Raw genomic sequence first — 20,313 nt, 5'->3', positions numbered from 1 at the left:
CAAAACCGAGACCGGATTACTTGCTGTCTTTCACTTCGGTGAATTCGGCATCAACGACGTTGCCGTCATCCTTCTTGTCGTCGGCCGCCTGTGCACCCGCCGCGTCGGCGTCACCGCCTTGCTGCGCGTACATCTGCTCGGCCAGCTTGTGGCTCGCCTGCATCAGCGCGTTGGTCTTGGCCTCGATCGTTTCCTTGTCATCACCGGTCACGACTTCTTCCAGTTCCTTGATCGCGGTTTCGATCGCGGTTTTATCGTCGGCGGAGATCTTGTCGCCGAATTCGACCAGCGACTTCTTCACCGAATGGATCATCGCGTCGCCCTGGTTGCGCGCGCCGACGAGTTCGGACAGTTTCTTGTCCTCTTCGGCGTTCAGCTCGGCATCCTTGACCATGCGGTTGATCTCGTCTTCCGACAAACCCGACGACGCCTGGATCTTGATCTTGTTTTCCTTGCCGGTCGCCTTGTCCTTGGCCGACACGTGCAGGATGCCGTTAGCGTCGATATCGAAGGTCACTTCGATCTGCGGCGTACCGCGCGGCGCCGGCGGGATGTCCGACAGGTTGAACTGGCCGAGGCTCTTGTTCGCAGCGGCCTTTTCACGCTCGCCCTGCAGCACGTGGATGGTCACGGCGTTCTGGTTGTCGTCGGCGGTCGAGAACGTCTGCGATGCCTTGGTCGGGATCGTGGTGTTCTTCTGGATCAGCTTGGTCATGATGCCGCCCAGCGTTTCGATGCCCAGCGACAGCGGCGTCACGTCCAGCAGCAGCACGTCCTTGCGCTCGCCCGACAGCACCGAGCCTTGCAGTGCAGCGCCGACAGCCACGGCTTCGTCCGGGTTCACGTCACGGCGTGCTTCCTTGCCGAAGAACTCTTTGACCTTCTCCATCACCTTCGGCATGCGGGTCTGACCGCCGACGAGGATGACGTCGTGAATGTCGGAGACCTTGAGGCCGGCGTCCTTCAGCGCAATGCGGCACGGCTCGATCGAACGCTCGATCAGGTCGTCAACCAAGGACTCGAACTTGGCGCGGGTGATCTTCAGCACCAGATGCTTCGGACCGGTCGCGTCCATCGTCACGTACGGCAGGTTGATTTCGGTCTGCGCGGCCGACGACAGTTCGATCTTGGCCTTCTCGGCGGCTTCCTTCAGCCGTTGCAGCGCCATCACGTCCTGCTTCAGGTCGATGCCCTGTTCTTTCTTGAACTCGCCGATGATGTAGTCGATCAGGCGTTGGTCGAAGTCTTCACCGCCGAGGAAGGTGTCGCCGTTGGTCGCGAGCACTTCGAACTGCTTGTCGCCATCGACATCGGCGATTTCGATGATCGAGATATCGAAGGTACCGCCGCCGAGGTCATACACGGCAATCTTGCTGTCGCCCTTCTCGTGCTTGTCGAGGCCGAACGCCAGCGCCGCTGCGGTCGGCTCGTTGATGATGCGCTTCACTTCCAGACCGGCGATGCGGCCGGCATCCTTGGTCGCCTGACGCTGGCTGTCGTTGAAGTAGGCCGGCACGGTGATCACGGCTTCGGTCACTTCCTCGCCGAGATAGTCTTCGGCGGTCTTCTTCATCTTGCGCAGCACTTCGGCGCTGATTTGCGGCGGCGCCATCTTCTTGTCGCGCACCGACACCCACGCATCGCCGTTGTCGGCCTTGACGATGCCGAACGGCATCAGGTCGATGTCTTTCTGCACTTCCTTGTCGGTGAACTTGCGACCGATCAGGCGCTTCACCGCGTACAGGGTGTTGCGCGGGTTGGTGACGGCCTGACGTTTGGCCGGCGCGCCGACGAGGATCTCGCCATCTTCCTGATAAGCGATGATCGACGGCGTGGTCCGCGCGCCTTCGGCGTTCTCGATCACCTTCGGCTGACCGTTTTCAAACACGGCCACGCAGGAGTTGGTGGTGCCCAGGTCAATACCAATGATTTTTGCCATGTTTCGTTTCCTTCCAATGAGTTGGTTCCGCCGTAGCGAAACCGTCAATATGAATAACCTTGCTAGCCAAGTGGGGATGCAGGCGGACTTTTCAAGAGCGCATCCCGGCGTCAGTGACCACAGCAGCCATCGTCAAACCAGCAGATCTGCGCTGGCGCTTCCAGGCAGTACCGCGACTGAAGCCGCCGCCGCGCGCCGAAAATCGACTGATCCGGCGCATCGCCACAGCGACGACGCCACGGTCGGCATGCCGTAACCGGCGCACTGCAGCCGGGGAGCGCCTGCCGCGCAGACTCAGCCGGCGGCGACGATGACCATCGCCGGACGCAGCACGCGGCCCGACAGGGTGTAACCCTTCTGCAGCACGCGCACGATGCTGTTCGGCTCCTGCTGCGCCGGCTCCATCGAAATGGCCTGATGCAGGTTCGGGTCCAGCTTGTCGCCGGCGAGCGGCGCGACTTCGACGAGTTCGAACTTCTCGAACGCCGACACCAGCGCCTTGTGCGTCAGATCGACCCCGGTCTTCAGCGCCTCGAAGTTGCCCGACTGGTCGAGCAGCGCCATTTCCATCGCGTCCTTCACCGACAGCAGTTCGCGGGCGAATTTCTCCACGGCGAACTTGCGCGCCTTGTCGTTTTCCTCGGCGGCACGGCGGCGGACGTTGTCCATTTCGGCCTTGGCGTACAGCACGTCCTGGCGGGCACGGTCGAGATCGGCCAGCGCGGCCGACAACTGCACCTCCATGTCGGACCCCTGCACGTCGTTCTGCGCGACGGCGGCGTCCTGTCCGGTTTCGGTCGGGTTCAAAGGCTGTTGTTCGTTTTCTTGCGACATCGGTTCCGTACTCCTGAACATCCAATAAGACTGCCCCGCTATATAGGGCCAAGGCAGGGAATTTCAAGCATTTTGACCGCAGAAAAACAGTCAAACGGCAATGCGATCAGGCTGGTACAGGCAAATCCCAATATGTAGTCAAAACCATCGGACTACACTCAATTGGTGCACCGCAAAATCATGTTGCGCTGCAGCGGTTTTGTGCTTGAATTTCTTATGCTTTCGGCGGAAACGCCAGTCACTACGCGGGAGAGAGAGATGACTACACGGGAAGAGCGCATTGCACAACTCGAGCAGGATTGGCAGGAAAATCCACGCTGGAAAGGTATCAAGCGGACTTACAGCGCTGCCGATGTTGAAAGGTTGCGCGGCTCACTACAGATCGAACACACTTTGGCACGCCGCGGTGCGGAAAAACTGTGGGCGCTGCTGAACGAAACGCCGTACGTGCATGCCCTCGGCGCGCTGACCGGCAACCAGGCCATGCAGCAGGTCAAGGCCGGCCTCAAGGCGATCTACCTGTCGGGCTGGCAGGTCGCCGCCGACGCCAATATCGCCGGCGAAATGTACCCAGACCAATCGCTGTATCCGGCCAACTCGGTGCCGGCGGTCGTCCGTCGCATCAACAACACCTTCCAGCGCGCCGACCAGATCAGCCACGCCGAAGGCGACGACAGCATCGACTACTACGCGCCGATCGTCGCCGATGCAGAAGCCGGCTTCGGCGGTGTGCTGAACGCGTTCGAACTGATGAAGGGCATGATCGAAGCCGGCGCCGCCGGCGTGCACTTCGAAGATCAGCTCGCCTCGGTGAAGAAATGCGGCCACATGGGTGGCAAGGTGCTGGTACCGACGCGCGAAGCGGTCGAAAAGCTCGCCGCTGCGCGTCTTGCAGCCGACGTGCTCGGCGTGCCGACGATCCTCGTCGCCCGTACCGACGCCGAAGCCGCCGACCTCTTGACCAGCGACGTCGACGACAACGACAAGCCGTTCTGCACCGGTGAGCGCACGCCGGAAGGCTTCTACCGGACCAAGCCGGGTCTGGAACAGGCGATTTCGCGTGGCCTCGCCTACGCGCCGTACGCCGACCTGATCTGGTGCGAAACCGGCAAGCCCGACCTCGAGTACGCGCGTGCCTTCGCCGACGCGATCCATGCCAAATTCCCGGGCAAGATGCTGGCCTACAACTGTTCGCCGAGCTTCAACTGGAAGAAGAACCTCGACGACGCGACGATCGCCAAGTTCCAGAAGGAACTCGGCGCGATGGGCTACAAGTTCCAGTTCATCACGCTGGCCGGCTTCCACGCACTGAACTACGGCATGTTCAACCTCGCGCACGGCTATGCCCGTACCGGCATGAGCGCCTTCGTCGAATTGCAACAGGCCGAGTTCGCCGCCGCCGATCGTGGCTTTACCGCGGTCAAGCACCAGCGTGAGGTCGGCACCGGCTACTTCGACTCGGTCACCCAGGTGATCCAGCAGGGTCAGTCGAGCACCACTGCGCTGACCGGTTCGACCGAGGAAGAACAGTTCCACTAAAACGGAACAAGGGCCCGGCGTCGTCGCCGGGCCACCTCCGTCCCCACGCGGCCCGGTCGCGTGGCTGGCCCCCCTGCCTGAAACACTCCCCATGCTGCATGGATGCGGTCCATGCCTGCCGCCTGCTGCATCCGCAGTGCCGCCACACCCTCTGCCAGCCGTTTGATCCTGCGAGCTTGGTTTCTCCCGTATACCCACGCCCGCTGCGGTAGCCAATCCCTCGATCGGCCGTGATCGCACGCACTTCAGTTCCCGTCCCTGCCCAGAACCACGCTTCACCTAGGGTGCTGCGCGCAGGAAAATCGATTGTGGCAGCCAGGTCGCGCACCTGCCGACCAGACGGACCCAGCGGCAAAGCGATATAAAAATTTCACATAGCTTGATTTAGCAAACGCTAATATCTAACTTGAATCTGACTCTGATTGGAAATACAGCTATTTAAACCACGCCGCTGAACGCCTGCGGCACGCTTGCAGACAACGCACTTGAACATACCGCGCGAAATCCATCGCCGGAAGGCGAGTCGATCATGAGCCAACGGCAAAACGCACAGCAGTTCAGCTACGGCTTCTCCCGCATGCCTGTGCGCGACCAGATGGTCTTCAAATCGATCGTGCGTTTACTGGACGGCAAAACACAGGCGGCATGGCATTTTGCCGAAGCCTCCCAGCTGGATCTGCTGGTACAGGGGAATGAACCGGGCGGCGAATCCGCGCATTCGGCGCGCATCATCCTGCAAGTCGGCGCGACATCGGCCGAATCCGGCCCGGGGAAACTCTGGTTGCACTGGCCCCTGCGTGCCAATGAAGTCTTTGAGCGGCTGGATCAGGCCACACGCAGCCTGGCACTGCCGGAAGCAACATCCGGCGATGAATTGGTCAGGCTAAAAGTATGGCCCCCGCAGAAATTGCTGCAGCAGGATGCCCGCTATATCAAGTTGGCCACTTTGCTTCTGTCCAGAGCAATGAGTGCAGCCGAATTGAGTGAACGCTCGGGCATCGAGCAAGTGGCATGTGCTGGATTCGTTCAGCAGGCCACCGAATGGGGACTACTACAGCGCGTCACCGCCGCCGAGACACCTCCGCAGCATCCCGGCCAGAACAAAAACACCAACCTCGGGCTGCTGGAACGTATTCGCCAGCGCTTGAATCTGGATGGGCAGCAAGGAAAACGGCCGTGACAGAGTACAAGATCCTGTTCACCGGCACGATGGGTGCCGGCAAAACCACCGCCATCGCGGCAATCAGCGACGTCAAGTCAATCAGCGTCGATGTGCCGAACAACGATAAAAGCGTCGACAAGGCCAATACCACGGTCGGGCTGGACTACGGCGAATTGCGCCTGGGCGACAGCGAGCATCTGCGCCTTTATGGCACTCCGGGACAAGCCCGCTTCGAATTCATGTGGCGCATTCTCGCCAAGGGCGCGCTGGGCCTCGTGATTCTGGTCGACAACTCGCGGCCTGATCCACTGAAGGACCTGAGCATCTATCTGCAGAATTTTGCCGAACTGATCGCCAGCAGCGCCTGTGTAGTCGGCGTCGGCCGTCTGCCCGCGCATGCGTCGCCGACGCTGGACGACTACAGCGTGGCCCTCGATCGCGCCGGCGCGTCGTGCCCGGTTGTTGCCGTTGACGTACGCGATGCCGAACAGGTCCGCATGCTGCTGGGGCTTTTGTTATTGCAATTGGAATGCAAGGCGGCTTGAGCCGCCTCAGGGATAGCGACCATGGATCGAGCCGTATTGCACCTGCCTGAACTCCTGAAGAAAGAGAGTAAACAAGCACTGGATATATTGGCTTCCAGCCTCGACGGCAGCTGGACTTCGATGATCATTGCCACCTCCGACGGCTTCGAAGTCGCCGCGCGTTCGCGCAATGGCGTGGAAGTCTCCAAATTGGCCGCCATGGGATGTTCGATTTCCGCACTCGGCGTGATGTGCGCCCATGAAAGCGGCATCGGGCTGCACCGCAGCGTGATCGTCGAAGCCACCGAAGGCTTGATCGTCATCATCGAAATACCGAACCCTGAACTTCCGATGATCCTCACGCTGGCGGTCAATGGCACCGATGTGCTCGGCCAAGTGCTCTATCAGGCGCGGCGCGCCGCCAAAGGACTGGAACACCCCTGACCGGCCGTTGCCACCGTCGCCGGCAATGGCTGATTTCCATCATTTGCAAATGCAATAACAAGGAGAGCAAAAAAACCTGGCCATATACCCAAGGTGATTAGATGCGACAGCAATTGTTACTGAATGAGTATCCCGATTCGACCGAACGGGCATTGATATATTCACACAAGCAAAGAGGAATCGACGATGGCAGATATGCAGCAATCGCTGGAAGCGCTTTTGGGTCTGGAAGGCGCAATGGCCGCCGCTGCGGTCGACTTCAAAAGCGGCATGCTTTTGGGCAGCACCGGCAGCGGCGTGGATCTGGAGCTGGCCGCGGCGGGCAATACCGAGGTGATCCGCGCCAAACAAAAAACCATGTCCTCGCTGAAACTGAATGACAAGATCGAGGACATTCTGATTACCCTGGGCCGGCAATACCACATCATTCGCCCGCTGACGAAACACGAAGGCGTGTTCCTGTACTACGTGCTGGACAAGGGCAAGGCCAATCTGGCGCTGGCCCGTCGGAAACTGCTCGAAGCCGAAGGCGAGCTGACGATCTGACACCTCAAGGCAGGCATGCCGGCCACGTACTGCGTGGCCGTTTCCGTTTTGGAAGCGCCCCCTTCGGCGGCGGTGCCCGCGTAGTTGGCCCGAGCCGATCGGATCAGCCCGGCAGGACGACCTTGGCGTAACACGCCTTGGCCATGTCGCGCACGTCCACGGTCAGTTGCACCGGGCCATGGCCGGCCGGCAAGGTGGACTGCAACGCGGCGGAAATCTGCACGCTCAGCGCCTGTTTTTGCGCATCGGTCCTGCCGCTGAGCAAGGACACCTGCACATGCAAAAAGGCGGTTTCGGTGTCGCCGGTGCCGACCAGGTGGTCGTCCAGCTTGCAGGCGCGGCTCTTGATGTCGGATTCACCGAACAGACCTGAATCGAACATCGCCTGCCCCAGGATGCGCAGCGCGCGCGATGCGTCATAAGCAGCGAGGTTCTGCGTGTATTCCAGGCTCAGGTGCGGCATATCGTGTCCTTTGAAGTGGTTATCCGTGTCGCGAACGGACGGCGAATGCCCCTCCCGCAACGCGAAGCAGGCCCAAGCCTAGCAGTTGCACGTGTGGCTCGCCTTCAATCCCAGTAACCGGGCGCAGCATAGATCGCCTTGAGGTGATCGACGAAGTGGCGTACCCGTTGTGGCAGATGCTTGCGCTGCGGCATCACCGCATAAACCGGATAATCCGGCGCCGAGTAGGCATCGAGCACCGTGACCAGCCGGCCTTCGCTGACGTCGCTGCGCACTTCCCACAGTGAACGCCAAGCCAGCCCGTAACCCCGCAACGCCCATTCGTGCAGCACCGCGCCGTCGTTGCATTCGAGCACGCCTTGCACCCGCCAGTTGATCAGTTCGTCAGCAACGCGGAACGTCCAGCCTCGGCTCTGGCTGGCGCCGAGCGACAGGCAGTCGAAGCGGACCAGATCGTCCGGCGTCTTCGGGATGCCGCGTTCGGCCAGATAGCTCGGCGACGCGACGACAACGCGGCGGTTTTCGGCCAGTCGCACCGCAACCAGGTTCGAGTCGGCCAGTTCGCTGATCCGGATCGCGCAATCGACGCGTTCGCCCAGCAGATCGACCAGCCGGTCGGACAGGTCGAGCGTCACTTTCAGACCGGCGTGTGCGCGCTGGAAGGACGCGATGTGCGGCGCAACGTGGCGACGGCCGAAACCGGCCGGCGCCGTTACGCGCAGGTGGCCGCGCACGCGCGCGCTGCCCGAGGCAACGGCGGCTTCGGCCTCGTCAAGCTCGGCCACGATGCGCTGGCCGTCCTCGAAGAACGCACTGCCTTCCTGCGTCAGCGTGATCCGCCGTGTCGTGCGGACCAGGAGCTTGGCGCCGAGCCTTTCCTCCAGCGCGTCAAGTCGTCGGCCGATCACCGCCGGCACCACGCCCTCATCGCGCGCAGCCGCCGACAGGCTGCCGAGATTAACCACGGCAATAAACGTCTGAAGCTGTTTGAGCGCGTCCATTATGTACTTAAAAGTAAAAGAACCTATCGCATTCTAGGGCTTTTTTGTCGCCATTGCGGCGTCTAGACTGGGTGCACTGCAACACACATCCCTAGATCACGAGGAGCACGCAATGAGCCAGCAATTGCCGCAAGGCGTTCAGATCCACGCCCCGATTTCCGACGACTTCGCCGCCATCCTGACGCCGGAAGCGCTGGCCTTCGTTGCCAAGCTGCACCGCGCCTTCGAAGGCCGCCGCCAGGAGCTGCTGGCGCGCCGCGTGCTGCGCCAGCAGGAACTCGACGCCGGCAAGCGCCCCGATTTCCTCGCCGAGACCGCGCACATCCGCGCGGGCGAGTGGCAGATCGCACCGGTACCGGCGGATCTGGCCTTGCGCCGCGTCGAGATTACCGGCCCGGTCGAAAAGAAGATGATCATCAACGCGCTGAACTCGGGCGCGGACAGCTATATGACCGACTTCGAGGATTCGAACACACCGAACTGGGCCAACCAGATCCACGGGCAGATCAACCTCAAGCAGGCGGTGCGCCGTACCCTCGCCTTCCGCAACGAGGCCGGCAAGGAGTACCAGCTCAATGCCAAGATCGCCACGCTGGTGGTACGCCCGCGCGGCTGGCACCTCGACGAGAAGCATGTCACCGTCGACGGCGCGCGCGTCTCCGGCGGCCTGTTCGACTTCGCGCTGTTCCTGTTCCACAACGCCGAGGAGCAGCTGGCACGCGGCACCGCGCCGTATTTCTATCTGCCGAAGATGGAATCGCACCTCGAAGCGCGGCTGTGGAACGACACCTTCGTGCTGGCGCAGGACGAACTCGGCCTGCCGCAAGGCACGATCAAGGCCACGGTGCTGATCGAGACCATCCTCGCCGCGTTCGAGATGGAAGAAATCCTTTACGAACTGCGCAACCATTCGGCCGGGCTCAACGCGGGCCGCTGGGACTACATCTTCAGCTGCATCAAGAAGTTCAAGACCGACCGCGACTTCTGTCTCGCCAACCGCGCGCAGATCACCATGACCGTGCCCTTCATGCGCGCCTACGCGCTGAATCTGGTCAAGACCTGCCACAAGCGCGGCGCACCGGCGATCGGCGGCATGAGCGCGCTGATCCCGATCAAGAACGACCCGGAAGCCAACGACAAGGCAATGGCCGCCGTGCGTGCCGACAAGACGCGTGACGCCGGCGACGGCTTCGACGGTGGCTGGGTGGCCCACCCGGGCCTGGTGCCGATCGCGATGGAAGAATGGGTCAAGGTACTCGGCGAGCGGCCGAACCAGTTCGACAAGCAGCGCCCCGACGTCGCCGTCACCGCTGCCGACCTGCTGAACTTCCAGCCGGAGACGCCGATCACCGAGGCCGGCCTGCGGATGAACATCGACGTCGGCATCCAGTACCTTGGCTCGTGGCTCGCCGGCAACGGCTGCGTGCCGATCCACAATCTGATGGAAGATGCGGCAACGGCGGAAATCAGCCGCTCGCAGGTCTGGCAGTGGATCCGTACGCCCAAGGGCGTGCTCGACGACGGCCGCAAGGTCAGCGTCGATATGGTGCGCAGCATGATTCCGGAGACGCTCGACGCGATCCGCGCCGAGCACGGCGAAGCGGCCTTCAACGCCATGCCGTATACGCAGGCGGCGCAGATCTTTGAAACCATGAGCACCAGCGATGATTTCGCCGAGTTCCTGACCCTGCCGCTGTACGAAAAGCTCTAAAGTGCCAATCTAAGCCTGGGCAATCGCAAAAAACGGCACCCTCTGGTGCCGTTTCTATTGCGCGCGAGAACCGCGGTCAATGCACGATCAGTACACCGACGGCTGCCCTTCCGGCCGGTGCTTGAAACGCTTGTGCACCCAGTAATACTGCTCGGGCAGCCGGCGCACCTGCGTTTCCAGAAACGCGTTCATCGTCCGCGCGTCGGCGACAACATCGCGGCTCGGATAGTCGGCCAGCGGTTCGAAGATCCGCAGCTTGTAGCCGCGGTAGTCGGGCAGTACTTCGGTGACGAAGGGCACGACCCGTGCGCCGCTCAGCTTTGCCAGTCTGGACACCGACGTCAGCGTGCACGCCTCGACGCCGAAAAACGGCACGAAGGCCGAATTGAGTACGCCGAAATCCATGTCCGCCGCCAGCATCACCGGTACGCCGCGCCGCAGGCATTCGAGCGAAGCGCGGGCGCTGTCGGCGCGCGAAATCATTTCGGCGCCGAAGCGACCGCGCTGTGTTTTGGCCAGCGCGTCGAACAAGCGGTTCGACATCGGCGTGTACAGCGACGCGACCGGCAGTTGCGATGAGTAACGCATCGAACCGGCTTCGATCGCGACAAAGTGGAAGCCGAGGAAAATCGTCGGCGGCGCCGCCGGGTCGTGCAGGTCGATGGCGCTGTCGAGCGCAATCAGCTGCGCCATTTTCCGGGCGTCGCCAAACCACTGGAAACCACGCTCGAGGTAGCTGCGGATCACATGGCAGATGTGTGCCTTGGCCAGCGCCTCGCGTTCGGCGTCGTCCATGTCCGGAAAACACAGGCGCAAGTTCACATGCACGATGCGTTTGCGCGATGTCGGCAACCGGTAGAGCGCGAGCCCAAGCGCATGGCCGAGGCGCGCGACGACGCCATAGGGCAGACAGGCCAGCAGCCGCAACAGGCCCAGGCCGAAATAAAAACCGATCTTGCGTGTCAAACCTTGCTTCCTGCGGGCGCTCCCATCGGCGCCGCCAGCCCAAAACAACGCCGGGCCAGCATACGCGGATTCGCTACACCTTCTGCGAATTAATTGCATTGATTCACCGCAAGATGATCTGCGGCAAACCGCGCCCCGCGATGGCACAAAATCACCGATGATGCGGCATGCCCAACCGGAACCGGACGCCCATGGCCGACGCTCGCCGCATCACCCCGCTGTTTTCGCTCTTTCCTTTCCTGCGCCCCTATGCGGGCCGCTGGCTGCTGGCCTTCACCGCGCTCGCAGTCGCCGCCGGCGCCACGCTGGCGCTGCCGGTGGCGTTCCGCTATCTGATCGACCTCGGCTTCTCGCCCGGCCATCGTGGCCAGATCGACCGCTACTTCATTGCGCTGTTCGGGGTGTCGCTGGTGCTGGCGGCGGCAACCTCGCTGCGCTTCTACCTCGTCTCGTGGCTGGGCGAGCGCATCACCACCGACCTGCGCCGCGCCGTCTACGAACACGTTCTGGGCATGAGTCCGCAGTTTTTCGAAACCACCCAGACCGGCGAAGTCCTGTCGCGACTGACCACCGACACCACGCTGATCCAGACCGTCGTCGGCACCAGCCTGTCGATGGGGCTGCGCAATTTCTTCCTGTTCACCGGCGGCACGGCGATGCTGATCATCACCAGCCCGGTGCTCTCGAGCTACATTCTCGTGACGCTGGTCGCCGTCATCGTGCCCATCCTCGTGTTCGGTCGGCGGGTGCGCAAGCTGTCGAAAGCCAGCCAGGACCGCGTCGCCGACGCCAGCGCGCTCGCCGGCGAAGTCCTCAATGCGATGCCGACGGTGCAATCGTTCACGCAGGAGCCGTTCGAGAACGCCCGCTTCGGCCGCGCGGTCGAGACCGCCTTCGGCACCGCGCTGGCCCGGATCCGTGCCCGCGCCTGGCTCACCGCGATGGTCATCGTGCTGATGTTCGCCGCCGTGGTGTTCGTGCTCTGGCTCGGCGCGCAGGCGGTGCTGGCCGGCACGATGAGCGCCGGCGAGCTGTCGCAATTCATCCTTTACGCCGTCGTCACCGCCGGCGCGGTCGGTGCGATCGCCGAAGTCTGGGGCGACCTGCAACGCGCCGCCGGCGCCACCGAACGGCTGCTGCAACTGCTCGGCACGCGCTCACCGGTACAGGACGCGGCCGAACCGCAGCCCCTGCCGGACAACCAGCTCGGCATCGAATTCGACGCCATCGACTTCGCCTACCCGTCGCGCCCCGATACGCCGGCGCTCGCCGGCCTGTCGCTGCATATCCGGCCGGGCGAGCACATCGCGCTGGTCGGGCCTTCGGGCGCCGGCAAGACGACGCTGTTCCAGCTCTTGCTGCGCTTTTACGAACCACAGGCCGGCACCGTCCGGCTCAACGGCGTCGACACCGGGGATCTGTCGATGGCGACGCTGCGCCGGCATATCGGCGTGGTGCTGCAGGAGTCGGTGATTTTTGCCGGCAGCGTCGCCGACAACATCCGCTACGGCCGGCCCGACGCGACGCAGGCCGAGATCGAACAGGCGGCTGAAGCCGCGGCAGCGGCCGGTTTCATCGCCGAGTTGCCTCAGGGTTACGACACCTTCCTTGGCGAGCGTGGCGTGCGGCTGTCAGGCGGCCAGCGTCAGCGCATCGCCATTGCCCGGGCGATCCTGAAAAACCCGCCTATCCTGCTGCTCGACGAAGCGACCAGCGCGCTCGACGCCGCCAGCGAGCGGCTGGTGCAGCAGGCGCTCGACAACGCCGCGCACAACCGCACGACGCTGGTGATCGCGCACCGGCTGGCGACGGTGCTGGAAGCCGACTGGATCGTCGTGCTCGAGCACGGCCGCATCGTCGCCCAGGGCCGGCATGTCGATCTGCTGCACAGCTCGCCGCTATACGCGCAGCTCGCGGCGCTGCAGTTCGGCGATCCGGCCCGACCGGTCGAAGCACGCGAGAAACTGTCATGAATATTCGATTTCACTGATATGTTGCTTGCCAACAACCCCAATGGCCGAAGTCAGACCGGCCGATTAGAATCGCGTCGCCTGCCTTCACGCGTGTCCCGGCCATGAAACTGATCAGCTCGCTCACCAGCCCTTTTGGCCGCAAGGTCCGCATCGTGCTTGCCGAAAAGCACATCGACTACCAGTTGGTCGAGGATTCGCCGCACGACCCGGACAACCAGATCGCTGCGCAGAACCCGCTTGGCAAGGTGCCGGTCCTGCTGCTCGACGACGGCAAGCCCTTGTACGACTCGAGCGTGATCGTCGATTACCTCGACCAGATCTCGCCGGTCGGCAAACTGATTCCCGCCGATCACCGCCAGGGCATCAGCGTCAAACGCTGGGAAGCGCTCGCCGACGGGATCACCGACGCGGCCATACTGGTCGTGATGGAATCGCGCCGTCCGCCGGCGCAGCAGAGCGCCGAGTGGTCTGCCAAGCAACGCGCCAAGGTCGATCGCGGGCTTGAGCGCGTCGCCGCCGATCTCGCCGAACGCAAGTGGTGTACCGGCGACAGCTTCACGCTGGCCGACATTGCCGTCGGCTGCATGCTCGGCTACCTCGACATGCGCTTTCCGGATTTGCAATGGACGACCTTGCACCCGAATCTGGCCGAGCTGCGCGCCCGCCTCGACGCCCGGCCTTCGTTTGCCGATACCCGGCCACCGGCGGTCTGAGCCGCTCCTGCCAAAAAAAGGGCGCCATTGGCGCCCTTTTTTCATGGCCTAGGCCTGCACGCGCTTGCGCTCGCGCGTCCTGCCCGAGTTGAGGAAGCTGGCGATATAGTCCTGCGACACTTCGCCGTTGTAGCGACCATCGGCGTCAAGCACCGGCATCCAGGTCAGGTTGTGTTCGTACAACTTGGACAGCACCACGCGCAGATTCTCGTCCGGCGCCGACGTGGCGGCAAAGGGCTTGAGCTTGTCGGCGCACACGCCTTCAGCCGCCTTGGCATCCTTGCGCTGCACATAGCCCAGCGGCTTGCCGTCGGCATCGACCACGGCCAGATAGCGGAAATCGTTGTCGTCCATCACGCCGAAAGCCTGACTCAGCGGCATATCCAGCGTCGCGGTATGCGCTTCCTGCGCATCGGCGACATCGCCGGCCTGCACCAGCAACAACCGTTTCAGCGTCCGGTCGTGACCGACGAAGGACGCTACGAACTCGTCGGCCGGCTTGGCAAGGATTTCATCAGCCCCGGCGCACTGGACGATCTGGCCCTGACGGAACACGGCGATCCGGTCGCCGAGCTTGATCGCCTCGTCGATATCGTGGCTGACCAGCATCACCGTCTTGCCGAGCTGGCGCTGCATCAGCAGGAATTCGTTCTGGATCTGCTCGCGGTTGATCGGGTCGACCGCGCCGAAGGGCTCGTCCATCAGCAGCACCGGCGCATCGGCCGCCAGTGCGCGGATCACGCCGATCCGCTGCTGCTGGCCGCCGGACATTTCCTTCGGATAGCGATGCAGGAAGCGGTTCGGATCGAGCGCAACCATGCTCATCAGCTCGCGCGCGCGTTCGCGGCAGCGCTTTTTGTCCCAGCCGAGCATGCGCGGCACGATGGTGATGTTGTCCTCGATCGTCATGTTCGGGAACAGGCCGATCTGCTGGATCACGTAGCCGATATTGCGGCGCAAGGTCACGGTATCGATGCCGGCGGTGTCTTCGCCATTGATCAGCACCTGGCCCGAGGTCGGCTCAATCAAGCGGTTGATCATCTTCATCGTCGTCGTCTTGCCGCAGCCCGACGGACCGAGCAGCACGCAGATTTCACCTTCGGGGACGACGAGGTTGACGTCGTTGACGGCGTTGAACGGCTGGCCGTTCTTCTGGATGAATTGTTTGGTGAGGTTCTTGAGTTCGATCATCAGCGGATTCCTTTCGGGGTCAGTACACGCTGCAGACGAAGCAGCACCTGGTCCATCACGACGGCGAGCAGGCTCACCACGACGGCGCCGGCAATCAGCTTGCGGATATCGCTCTGACTGATGCCATGCAGGATCAGCGTGCCGATCCCGCCGGCGCCGACGATGGCGGCAATCGCCATCACGCCGATATTGAGGACGACGGCGGTCCGGATGCCGCCAAAGATCAGCGGCACCGCCAGCGGCAGTTCGACCCATTTGAGTCGCTGCCAGAAGGTCAGGCCGATACCGCGGCCGGCCTCGCGCACGCCGGGATCGACCGTCGTCAGCGCGGTATGCGTATTGCGCACGATGGGCAGCAGCGAATACAGAAAGGCCGCGGTCACCGCCGGCACCGCGCCGATGCCCTGACCGATCAAGGAGAACAGCGGAATCATCAGGCCGAACAGGGCGATTGCCGGAATCGTCAGCACCAGCGTCGCCAGACTCAGCACCACGCCGGCCAGCGACTTGAAGCGCACGATCAGCACACCGAGCGGCACGCCAATCAGCACCGCCAGACCGACTGCGATGCCGACCAGCATCAGATGCTGCTTGGTCAGGCCGAGAATGAACGGCAGGCTGTGCCAGAGATAGGCGGCGGTTTGATTCAAGGTTTCCATCAGATCAGCCCCTTCTCGCGCAAGAACTCGGCGGCGACGTCGTCAACGGGGCGGTGGTCGATGTCGACCTTGGCGTTCAGCGCCGACATCGTCTCGTTGTCGAGCAGCGCCGAGAGCGTATTCAGCTCGCCCGCCAGCCCCGGATGCTGCGCCAGCACCTCCGCGCGCACGACCGGCGTCGCGGCATAGCTCGGGAAATAGTGCAGATCGTCCTCAAGCACCAGCAGGTCGAAGCCCTGCACCCGGCCGTCGGTGGTGTAGACGAGGCCGGCATCGACAAAGCCGTCGCGGATTGCGTTGTAGACGAGGCCCGGATCCATCTGGCGGATCTGCGGCCGGGTCAGCGCAAACTTGTAGAGCGCCTGCATCGGCTTGAGGCCGTCGGAACGACCGGCGAACTCCATGTCGAAGCCAAGCTGCCAGCGCTGGCCGGCCTGGGCTGCAGCGCCCATTTTGGCCACCAGATCGGACACGCTGTGAATACCTTCGGCTTCGGCGCGATCGCGCTTCATCGCCAGTGCATAGGTATTGTTCAGCGGCGCCGGGTTCAGCCAGGTCAGGCCATTGGGCTCGTCGAGCCGCTTGACCGTCGCATACGCGTCGGCATCGCTCATCCGCTCGCTGATGTGGTTGTAAATGATCAAGCCGTTGCCGGTGTAATCCCAGACCACGTCAAGCTGCTTGTTCAGCAAGGCATTGCGCATGATGATCGTCGCCAGATCGGTCTTTTTTTCGATCTGGTAGCCCTTGGCGCTGAGGTATTGCGTGGTCAGCGACGACAGGATGTGTTGCTCGGTGAAGTTCTTGCTGCCCAGCACCAGGTTGGCCGCGGCCAGCGCCGGCGTGCAGGCCAGCAGCAGCATCGCCGTCAGCATGAACCGTTTGGAAAGTGACGACAGAATCGTCATAAAGCGTCCTCCTTGTTGAAGCCCGCCCTGAAGCAGCAGCGGGAGACAGGGATAGTGCGGTCGTCAGGCGACGCCGCGCGGGCTCATGAACTTGCCCAGGCTGGCAACCATCAGGTCCAGCACCAGCGCAATCAGCGCGGTCCCGGCGGCCCCCAGCATCAGGGCCGTGTGGTTGTTCAGGTAGATGCCCGGGAAAATCAGCTCGCCATAACTGCTGGCACCGATCAGGAAAGCCAGCGGCGCGGTGCCGACGTTGATCGCCAGCGCAATGCGCACGCCGGACAGGATCACCGGCAAGGCATTGGGCAGCTCAACCCGCCACAGCCGTTGCCGCGGCGTCATGCCGATCGCGTTGGCCGCTTCGAGCAGCGTCGGCGACAGTCCCGACAGGCCGGCATAGGTATTGCGGACGATGGGCAGCAGGGACGCGAGGAACAAGGCGACGATCGCCGGCTTGTCGCCGATGCCGACGACGACCATCGCCAGCGCCAGCACTGCCATCGGCGGCAGCGTGTTGCCGATGTTGAACACCTGCATGCCGTGCTCGGCATAACGCTTCGCCCACGGCCGGCTCAGGAGCACACCGCTGGGCAGGCCAACGAGGAGGGCCAGCGTCATCGACACACCAACGAGGTAGAGGTGCTGCTGGCCGAGGTAAACGAGGTCTTCGCGGTACTGGGAGATTTCGGCAGGGCCAACGCCGAAGACGAGAGCGGCGACGACCGCCGCTGCCAGTACGAGCCCGATACTGCTGCGCTTTAAAAACGCTCTTTTGTTCATGCGTCCTCCTTGGCGAAAAGCATGGCGGCACAAGGCCGACAGCGATTCGCTGTAATGATCGCGACAACTAAGAGAGCTGCCTTACGAAGGTGTCCGGCCGATGCCGAACCCGGTGCGCGGAAGCGCGAATGGCAGCCGCGAAACGGCTGCCAGATTGAGTGGCGCGAGAGCGCCGTCTGACTGAGGCTTTTATTTATAACACTTTGTTACTGCGTTTTACAAACTACACACTTTCGATTCTATGCCCGGAACACGGCGTAACGACGCGACGACTTCAGCGATCGCCGGGGCCGATCTGGCGAATGATCCGCGCCGGATTGCCACCGACGATGGTGTCCGGCGGCACGTCCTTGAGCACCACGGCACCGGCCCCGACGATGGATCGCGCACCGATCGTCACGCCTTGGAAAATAACGGCATTTCCGCCGATCCACACATCATCTTCGATGAAAATCGGCTTCCAGCGCGCGGTCCAGTCGCGTCGCTCGATATGGTCGATCGGGTGCGTGGCACCGTAGAACTGGACATTCGGCCCGACCAGCACATGGTTGCCGATCGTGATCGCCGTGCCGTCGAGCAACGTCACCCCGGCATTCAGGAAGCTGTGATCACCGATGCGGATCGACTTGCCGTATTCGCAGAACAGCGGCGCGCGTACCCAGCTGCCCTCGCCCAGCGCGCCGAAGAGCTCGCGCCACAGCGGCGCCTGCTGCTCCGACTCGGTCTGGGCGATCTGCCGCAGCAGGCGCTCGGCATTCTTGCGCATCGCAACCATCTCGGGCGCGTAGAAATCGAAGGGCTCGCCGGCAAGCAGTTTGTCGAGTTCGGTCATCGGCGCGGCTCCGCATATTGAGAAGCCCACAGCTTACCGCGCCGATCGCACGACGCCAGCCGATTCTTGCTCAACCGCCGAGCTTGGCCAACATCCCCGCCAGCATCGCCCGGCCCTCCTGCTTGCTGATTGCGCCCTCGGCCTTGTCGCCGGCCAGCCGGCCCGAGAAACGCACGTCGTCGCCGGGCAGCTCGCGCAGGAAACGGCTTGGCTGGACGATTTGCCACTCGCCACCGCGACGGCGCTTGCCGCAATAGCTGATCGTCAGGCTGCGCTGCGCCCGGGTGATGCCGACATACATCAAGCGCCGCTCTTCCTCGACCATATTCGATTCGATCGAGTTCTGGTGCGGCAGGATGTCCTCCTCGCAACCGACGAGGAAAACATGCGGGTATTCGAGGCCCTTGCTCGCATGCAAGGTCGACATCTTCACCGCGTCGACCTCGTCCTCGTCACGGCCCTGCAGCATCGTGATCAGCGCGATCGTCTGGCTGATCTCGATCAGGTTCTTGCCGTTGTTCTCGCCCTGCTTGGCAACCCAGTCAACCAGCTCGAGCACGGTCTTCCACTTGGTTTCAGCCGGCTTGGGTTCGTCGCTGTCGTAGAGCCAGGTTTCGAAGTCGATGGCGTCGAGCAGCTGGCGCAATAGCTCGCCCGCCGGTGCGCGTGGCGCCTCGAACTGCATCCGGCCGATGAAATCGCAGAACTGCTTCAGCGGTTCGTACTGCGTCGCCTGCACCTGCCAGACGAAGCCTTCCTCGTAGACGGCGGCGAACAGCGAAACCTGCCGCTCGGCCGCGTAGGCGCCAAGCTTCTCCAACGTAACATTGCCGACGCCGCGCTTGGGCGTCGTCACCGCGCGGATGAAGGCCGGATCGTCGTCCTCGTTGGCGATCAGCCGCAGATAGGACAGCACGTCCTTGATCTCGGCCTTGTCGAAAAACGACTGGCCGCCCGAAATCGTGTACGGAATCTTGTGCATGCGCAGCTGGGTTTCGACAATGCGCGCCTGATGGTTGCCGCGATAGAGGATCGCGTAGTCCTTGAAATCGGTGCCGTGCTCGAACTTGTGTGCCAGCAGCTTCATCGCCACCAGCTCGGCTTCGTGCTCGTCGTTCTTGGCTTCGATCACCTGCACCGGATCACCGATACCGAGGTCCGACCACAGCGTTTTTTCGAACAGCTTCGGGTTGTTGGCGATCACCGCGTTGGCGCAGCGCAGGATGCGCGCGACCGAGCGGTAGTTCTGCTCGAGCTTGATCACCTTGATCTTCGGGAAGTCGGTCGAGAGCTGCCGCAGGTTTTCCATATTGGCGCCGCGCCAGGCGTAGATCGACTGGTCGTCGTCGCCCACCGCGGTAAACAGCCCGGTGATGCCGGTCAGTTGCTTCACCATGTCGTACTGCGTGGTATTGGTGTCCTGGCATTCGTCGATCAGCAGGTAACGCAGCCGGTGCTGCCACTTGGTCAGCACTTCCTCGTTGCCTTCGAACAGGTCGACCGGCAAGCGGATCAGGTCGTCGAAATCGACCGCCTGATACGCCTGCAGCGTGTCCTGGTAGGCGCGATAGACTTTGGCCAGATGCATTTCACCGTCCGAACTGGCGCGCACCAGCGCTGTATCGGGTGAGATCCGGTCGTTCTTGAGCAAGGAAATCTGGCTGACCGTCGAGCGGATCAGCTGCTTGTCGGTCGTGCTGACGATATCGGCGATAATCTTGCTCGCATCGGCCGAATCCAGAATCGAGAACTGCGGCTTGTAGCCGAGGTGCCGGGCTTCCTCGCGCAGGATGCGCATGCCGAGGCTGTGAAAGGTCGATACCGTCAGCCCCTTGAGCCTTGAGGCATCCATCAGCGCGCCGACGCGCTCCTGCATTTCGCGCGCGGCCTTGTTGGTGAAGGTGATCGCCGCGATATTGCGCGCATCCATCCCGGCCTGACCGATCATGTAGGCGATCTTCTGCGTGATCACCCGCGTCTTGCCCGAGCCAGCCCCCGCGAGCACGAGGCAGGGGCCGCCCAGGTATTTGACGGCTTCGCGTTGCGGTTCGTTGAGCTTGTCGAGCATAAAGCGGTTTTCCTTCAAGGGTTTGCGATTCTATCACGCCCCCTGCCCGGCTCCGTTCCG

Annotated in this window: 20 protein-coding genes; 9 read left to right on the top strand and 11 right to left on the bottom strand. The window is 62.7% G+C overall.

Going from position 1 to position 20,313, the window contains the following annotated elements:
- Window positions 1-16: 16 nt before the first annotated feature.
- The gene (gene dnaK / locus R0382_RS09230; protein WP_432719273.1) at window positions 17-1,939 is read right to left on the bottom strand and encodes a molecular chaperone DnaK; all 1,923 of its coding nucleotides are present in this window, start codon (window positions 1,937-1,939) and stop codon (window positions 17-19) included.
- On the opposite strand from dnaK, the gene R0382_RS09225 reads away from it, so the two are divergent.
- Window positions 1,938-2,195: a hypothetical protein gene (locus R0382_RS09225; protein ID WP_432719272.1), complete on the top strand. Its 258-nt coding sequence runs from the start codon at window positions 1,938-1,940 to the stop codon at window positions 2,193-2,195. The genes dnaK and R0382_RS09225 overlap by 2 nt on opposite strands.
- A 38-nt stretch (window positions 2,196-2,233) precedes the next feature.
- On the opposite strand, the gene grpE is transcribed toward R0382_RS09225, so the two are convergent.
- On the bottom strand, window positions 2,234-2,773 hold the full coding sequence (gene grpE, locus R0382_RS09220; protein WP_432719271.1) for a nucleotide exchange factor GrpE: 540 nt from the start codon (window positions 2,771-2,773) through the stop codon (window positions 2,234-2,236).
- Window positions 2,774-3,031: 258 nt separating this feature from the next.
- On the opposite strand from grpE, the gene aceA reads away from it, so the two are divergent.
- From aceA to R0382_RS09195, 5 genes are all read left to right on the top strand, one after another.
- Window positions 3,032-4,312, top strand: coding sequence for an isocitrate lyase (aceA, locus tag R0382_RS09215; protein ID WP_432719270.1), 1,281 nt, complete (start codon window positions 3,032-3,034; stop codon window positions 4,310-4,312).
- Window positions 4,313-4,841: 529 nt separating this feature from the next.
- Window positions 4,842-5,492: a hypothetical protein gene (locus R0382_RS09210; protein ID WP_432719269.1), complete on the top strand. Its 651-nt coding sequence runs from the start codon at window positions 4,842-4,844 to the stop codon at window positions 5,490-5,492.
- Window positions 5,489-6,019 carry a GTP-binding protein gene (locus R0382_RS09205; protein WP_432719268.1) on the top strand — a complete coding sequence of 177 codons (531 nt, stop codon included), beginning with the start codon at window positions 5,489-5,491 and terminating at the stop codon, window positions 6,017-6,019. Before R0382_RS09210 ends, R0382_RS09205 begins: the two co-directional genes overlap by 4 nt.
- Window positions 6,020-6,040: 21 nt before the next feature.
- Window positions 6,041-6,442 (top strand): hypothetical protein, encoded by a 402-nt coding sequence (locus R0382_RS09200; protein WP_432724117.1) that lies wholly within the window; start codon window positions 6,041-6,043, stop codon window positions 6,440-6,442.
- 186 nt (window positions 6,443-6,628) lie between these two features.
- Window positions 6,629-6,988, top strand: a complete 360-nt coding sequence (locus R0382_RS09195) for a hypothetical protein (protein WP_432724115.1) — start codon at window positions 6,629-6,631, stop codon at window positions 6,986-6,988.
- A 103-nt stretch (window positions 6,989-7,091) separates the two neighbouring features.
- Here the strand turns inward: R0382_RS09195 and R0382_RS09190 are convergent, their stop codons facing one another.
- Window positions 7,092-7,451 carry a 5-carboxymethyl-2-hydroxymuconate Delta-isomerase gene (locus R0382_RS09190; protein ID WP_432724114.1) on the bottom strand — a complete coding sequence of 120 codons (360 nt, stop codon included), beginning with the start codon at window positions 7,449-7,451 and terminating at the stop codon, window positions 7,092-7,094.
- Window positions 7,452-7,555: 104 nt separating this feature from the next.
- Window positions 7,556-8,452, bottom strand: a complete 897-nt coding sequence (locus tag R0382_RS09185; RefSeq protein WP_432724112.1) for a LysR family transcriptional regulator — start codon at window positions 8,450-8,452, stop codon at window positions 7,556-7,558.
- A gap of 112 nt (window positions 8,453-8,564) precedes the next feature.
- Between R0382_RS09185 and aceB the strand changes: the two genes are divergently transcribed.
- The gene (aceB, locus tag R0382_RS09180) at window positions 8,565-10,163 is read left to right on the top strand and encodes a malate synthase A (RefSeq protein ID WP_432724110.1); all 1,599 of its coding nucleotides are present in this window, start codon (window positions 8,565-8,567) and stop codon (window positions 10,161-10,163) included.
- Window positions 10,164-10,250: 87 nt separating this feature from the next.
- Here the strand turns inward: aceB and R0382_RS09175 are convergent, their stop codons facing one another.
- Entirely contained in the window at window positions 10,251-11,129 is an 879-nt protein-coding gene (locus R0382_RS09175) for a lipid A biosynthesis lauroyl acyltransferase (RefSeq protein WP_432724109.1), read from the bottom strand.
- Window positions 11,130-11,320: 191 nt separating this feature from the next.
- On the opposite strand from R0382_RS09175, the gene R0382_RS09170 reads away from it, so the two are divergent.
- Together R0382_RS09170 and R0382_RS09165 are read left to right on the top strand one after the other, a co-directional pair.
- Window positions 11,321-13,102, top strand: coding sequence for an ABC transporter transmembrane domain-containing protein (locus R0382_RS09170; RefSeq protein WP_432724107.1), 1,782 nt, complete (start codon window positions 11,321-11,323; stop codon window positions 13,100-13,102).
- A gap of 101 nt (window positions 13,103-13,203) precedes the next feature.
- The gene (locus R0382_RS09165) at window positions 13,204-13,815 is read left to right on the top strand and encodes a glutathione S-transferase (RefSeq protein ID WP_432724106.1); all 612 of its coding nucleotides are present in this window, start codon (window positions 13,204-13,206) and stop codon (window positions 13,813-13,815) included.
- Window positions 13,816-13,863: 48 nt separating this feature from the next.
- On the opposite strand, the gene R0382_RS09160 is transcribed toward R0382_RS09165, so the two are convergent.
- From R0382_RS09160 to R0382_RS09135, 6 genes are all read right to left on the bottom strand, one after another.
- Window positions 13,864-15,006: an osmoprotectant ABC transporter ATP-binding protein OsmV gene (locus tag R0382_RS09160; protein ID WP_432724105.1), complete on the bottom strand. Its 1,143-nt coding sequence runs from the start codon at window positions 15,004-15,006 to the stop codon at window positions 13,864-13,866.
- Window positions 15,006-15,665, bottom strand: a complete 660-nt coding sequence (locus R0382_RS09155) for an ABC transporter permease (protein ID WP_432724103.1) — start codon at window positions 15,663-15,665, stop codon at window positions 15,006-15,008. Before R0382_RS09155 ends, R0382_RS09160 begins: the two co-directional genes overlap by 1 nt.
- Window positions 15,665-16,573: a glycine betaine ABC transporter substrate-binding protein gene (locus R0382_RS09150; protein WP_432724102.1), complete on the bottom strand. Its 909-nt coding sequence runs from the start codon at window positions 16,571-16,573 to the stop codon at window positions 15,665-15,667. Before R0382_RS09150 ends, R0382_RS09155 begins: the two co-directional genes overlap by 1 nt.
- 63 nt (window positions 16,574-16,636) lie before the next feature.
- The gene (locus R0382_RS09145) at window positions 16,637-17,353 is read right to left on the bottom strand and encodes an ABC transporter permease (protein ID WP_432724100.1); all 717 of its coding nucleotides are present in this window, start codon (window positions 17,351-17,353) and stop codon (window positions 16,637-16,639) included.
- Between the two features lie 274 nt (window positions 17,354-17,627).
- Entirely contained in the window at window positions 17,628-18,185 is a 558-nt protein-coding gene (locus R0382_RS09140; RefSeq protein WP_432724098.1) for a sugar O-acetyltransferase, read from the bottom strand.
- Window positions 18,186-18,255: 70 nt separating this feature from the next.
- On the bottom strand, window positions 18,256-20,253 hold the full coding sequence (locus R0382_RS09135; protein WP_432724096.1) for a UvrD-helicase domain-containing protein: 1,998 nt from the start codon (window positions 20,251-20,253) through the stop codon (window positions 18,256-18,258).
- Between the last annotated feature and the right edge of the window lie 60 nt (window positions 20,254-20,313).

It is taken from the genome of Jeongeupia wiesaeckerbachi, assembly GCF_050916355.1.
GTDB lineage: Bacteria > Pseudomonadota > Gammaproteobacteria > Burkholderiales > Chitinibacteraceae > Jeongeupia > Jeongeupia wiesaeckerbachi.
The sequence above is the reverse complement of the archived record's forward strand: the minus strand, read 5'-3'. Positions and strand labels throughout refer to the sequence as shown.

Excerpts from the sequence above, each read along its gene's own strand:
- R0382_RS09160 (WP_432724105.1), bottom strand. The coding sequence starts at position 15,006 with ATGATCGAACTCAAGAACCTCACCAAACAATTCATCCAGAAGAACGGC.
- R0382_RS09200 (WP_432724117.1), top strand. The coding sequence starts at position 6,041 with ATGGATCGAGCCGTATTGCACCTGCCTGAACTCCTGAAGAAAGAGAGT.
- R0382_RS09210 (WP_432719269.1), top strand. The coding sequence starts at position 4,842 with ATGAGCCAACGGCAAAACGCACAGCAGTTCAGCTACGGCTTCTCCCGC.
- R0382_RS09225 (WP_432719272.1), top strand. The coding sequence starts at position 1,938 with ATGTTTCGTTTCCTTCCAATGAGTTGGTTCCGCCGTAGCGAAACCGTC.
- dnaK (WP_432719273.1), bottom strand. The coding sequence starts at position 1,939 with ATGGCAAAAATCATTGGTATTGACCTGGGCACCACCAACTCCTGCGTG.
- aceB (WP_432724110.1), top strand. The coding sequence starts at position 8,565 with ATGAGCCAGCAATTGCCGCAAGGCGTTCAGATCCACGCCCCGATTTCC.
- R0382_RS09155 (WP_432724103.1), bottom strand. The coding sequence starts at position 15,665 with ATGGAAACCTTGAATCAAACCGCCGCCTATCTCTGGCACAGCCTGCCG.
- grpE (WP_432719271.1), bottom strand. The coding sequence starts at position 2,773 with ATGTCGCAAGAAAACGAACAACAGCCTTTGAACCCGACCGAAACCGGA.
- R0382_RS09135 (WP_432724096.1), bottom strand. The coding sequence starts at position 20,253 with ATGCTCGACAAGCTCAACGAACCGCAACGCGAAGCCGTCAAATACCTG.
- aceA (WP_432719270.1), top strand. The coding sequence starts at position 3,032 with ATGACTACACGGGAAGAGCGCATTGCACAACTCGAGCAGGATTGGCAG.
- R0382_RS09190 (WP_432724114.1), bottom strand. The coding sequence starts at position 7,451 with ATGCCGCACCTGAGCCTGGAATACACGCAGAACCTCGCTGCTTATGAC.
- R0382_RS09185 (WP_432724112.1), bottom strand. The coding sequence starts at position 8,452 with ATGGACGCGCTCAAACAGCTTCAGACGTTTATTGCCGTGGTTAATCTC.
- R0382_RS09170 (WP_432724107.1), top strand. The coding sequence starts at position 11,321 with ATGGCCGACGCTCGCCGCATCACCCCGCTGTTTTCGCTCTTTCCTTTC.
- R0382_RS09165 (WP_432724106.1), top strand. The coding sequence starts at position 13,204 with ATGAAACTGATCAGCTCGCTCACCAGCCCTTTTGGCCGCAAGGTCCGC.
- R0382_RS09140 (WP_432724098.1), bottom strand. The coding sequence starts at position 18,185 with ATGACCGAACTCGACAAACTGCTTGCCGGCGAGCCCTTCGATTTCTAC.
- R0382_RS09150 (WP_432724102.1), bottom strand. The coding sequence starts at position 16,573 with ATGACGATTCTGTCGTCACTTTCCAAACGGTTCATGCTGACGGCGATG.
- R0382_RS09195 (WP_432724115.1), top strand. The coding sequence starts at position 6,629 with ATGGCAGATATGCAGCAATCGCTGGAAGCGCTTTTGGGTCTGGAAGGC.
- R0382_RS09145 (WP_432724100.1), bottom strand. The coding sequence starts at position 17,353 with ATGAACAAAAGAGCGTTTTTAAAGCGCAGCAGTATCGGGCTCGTACTG.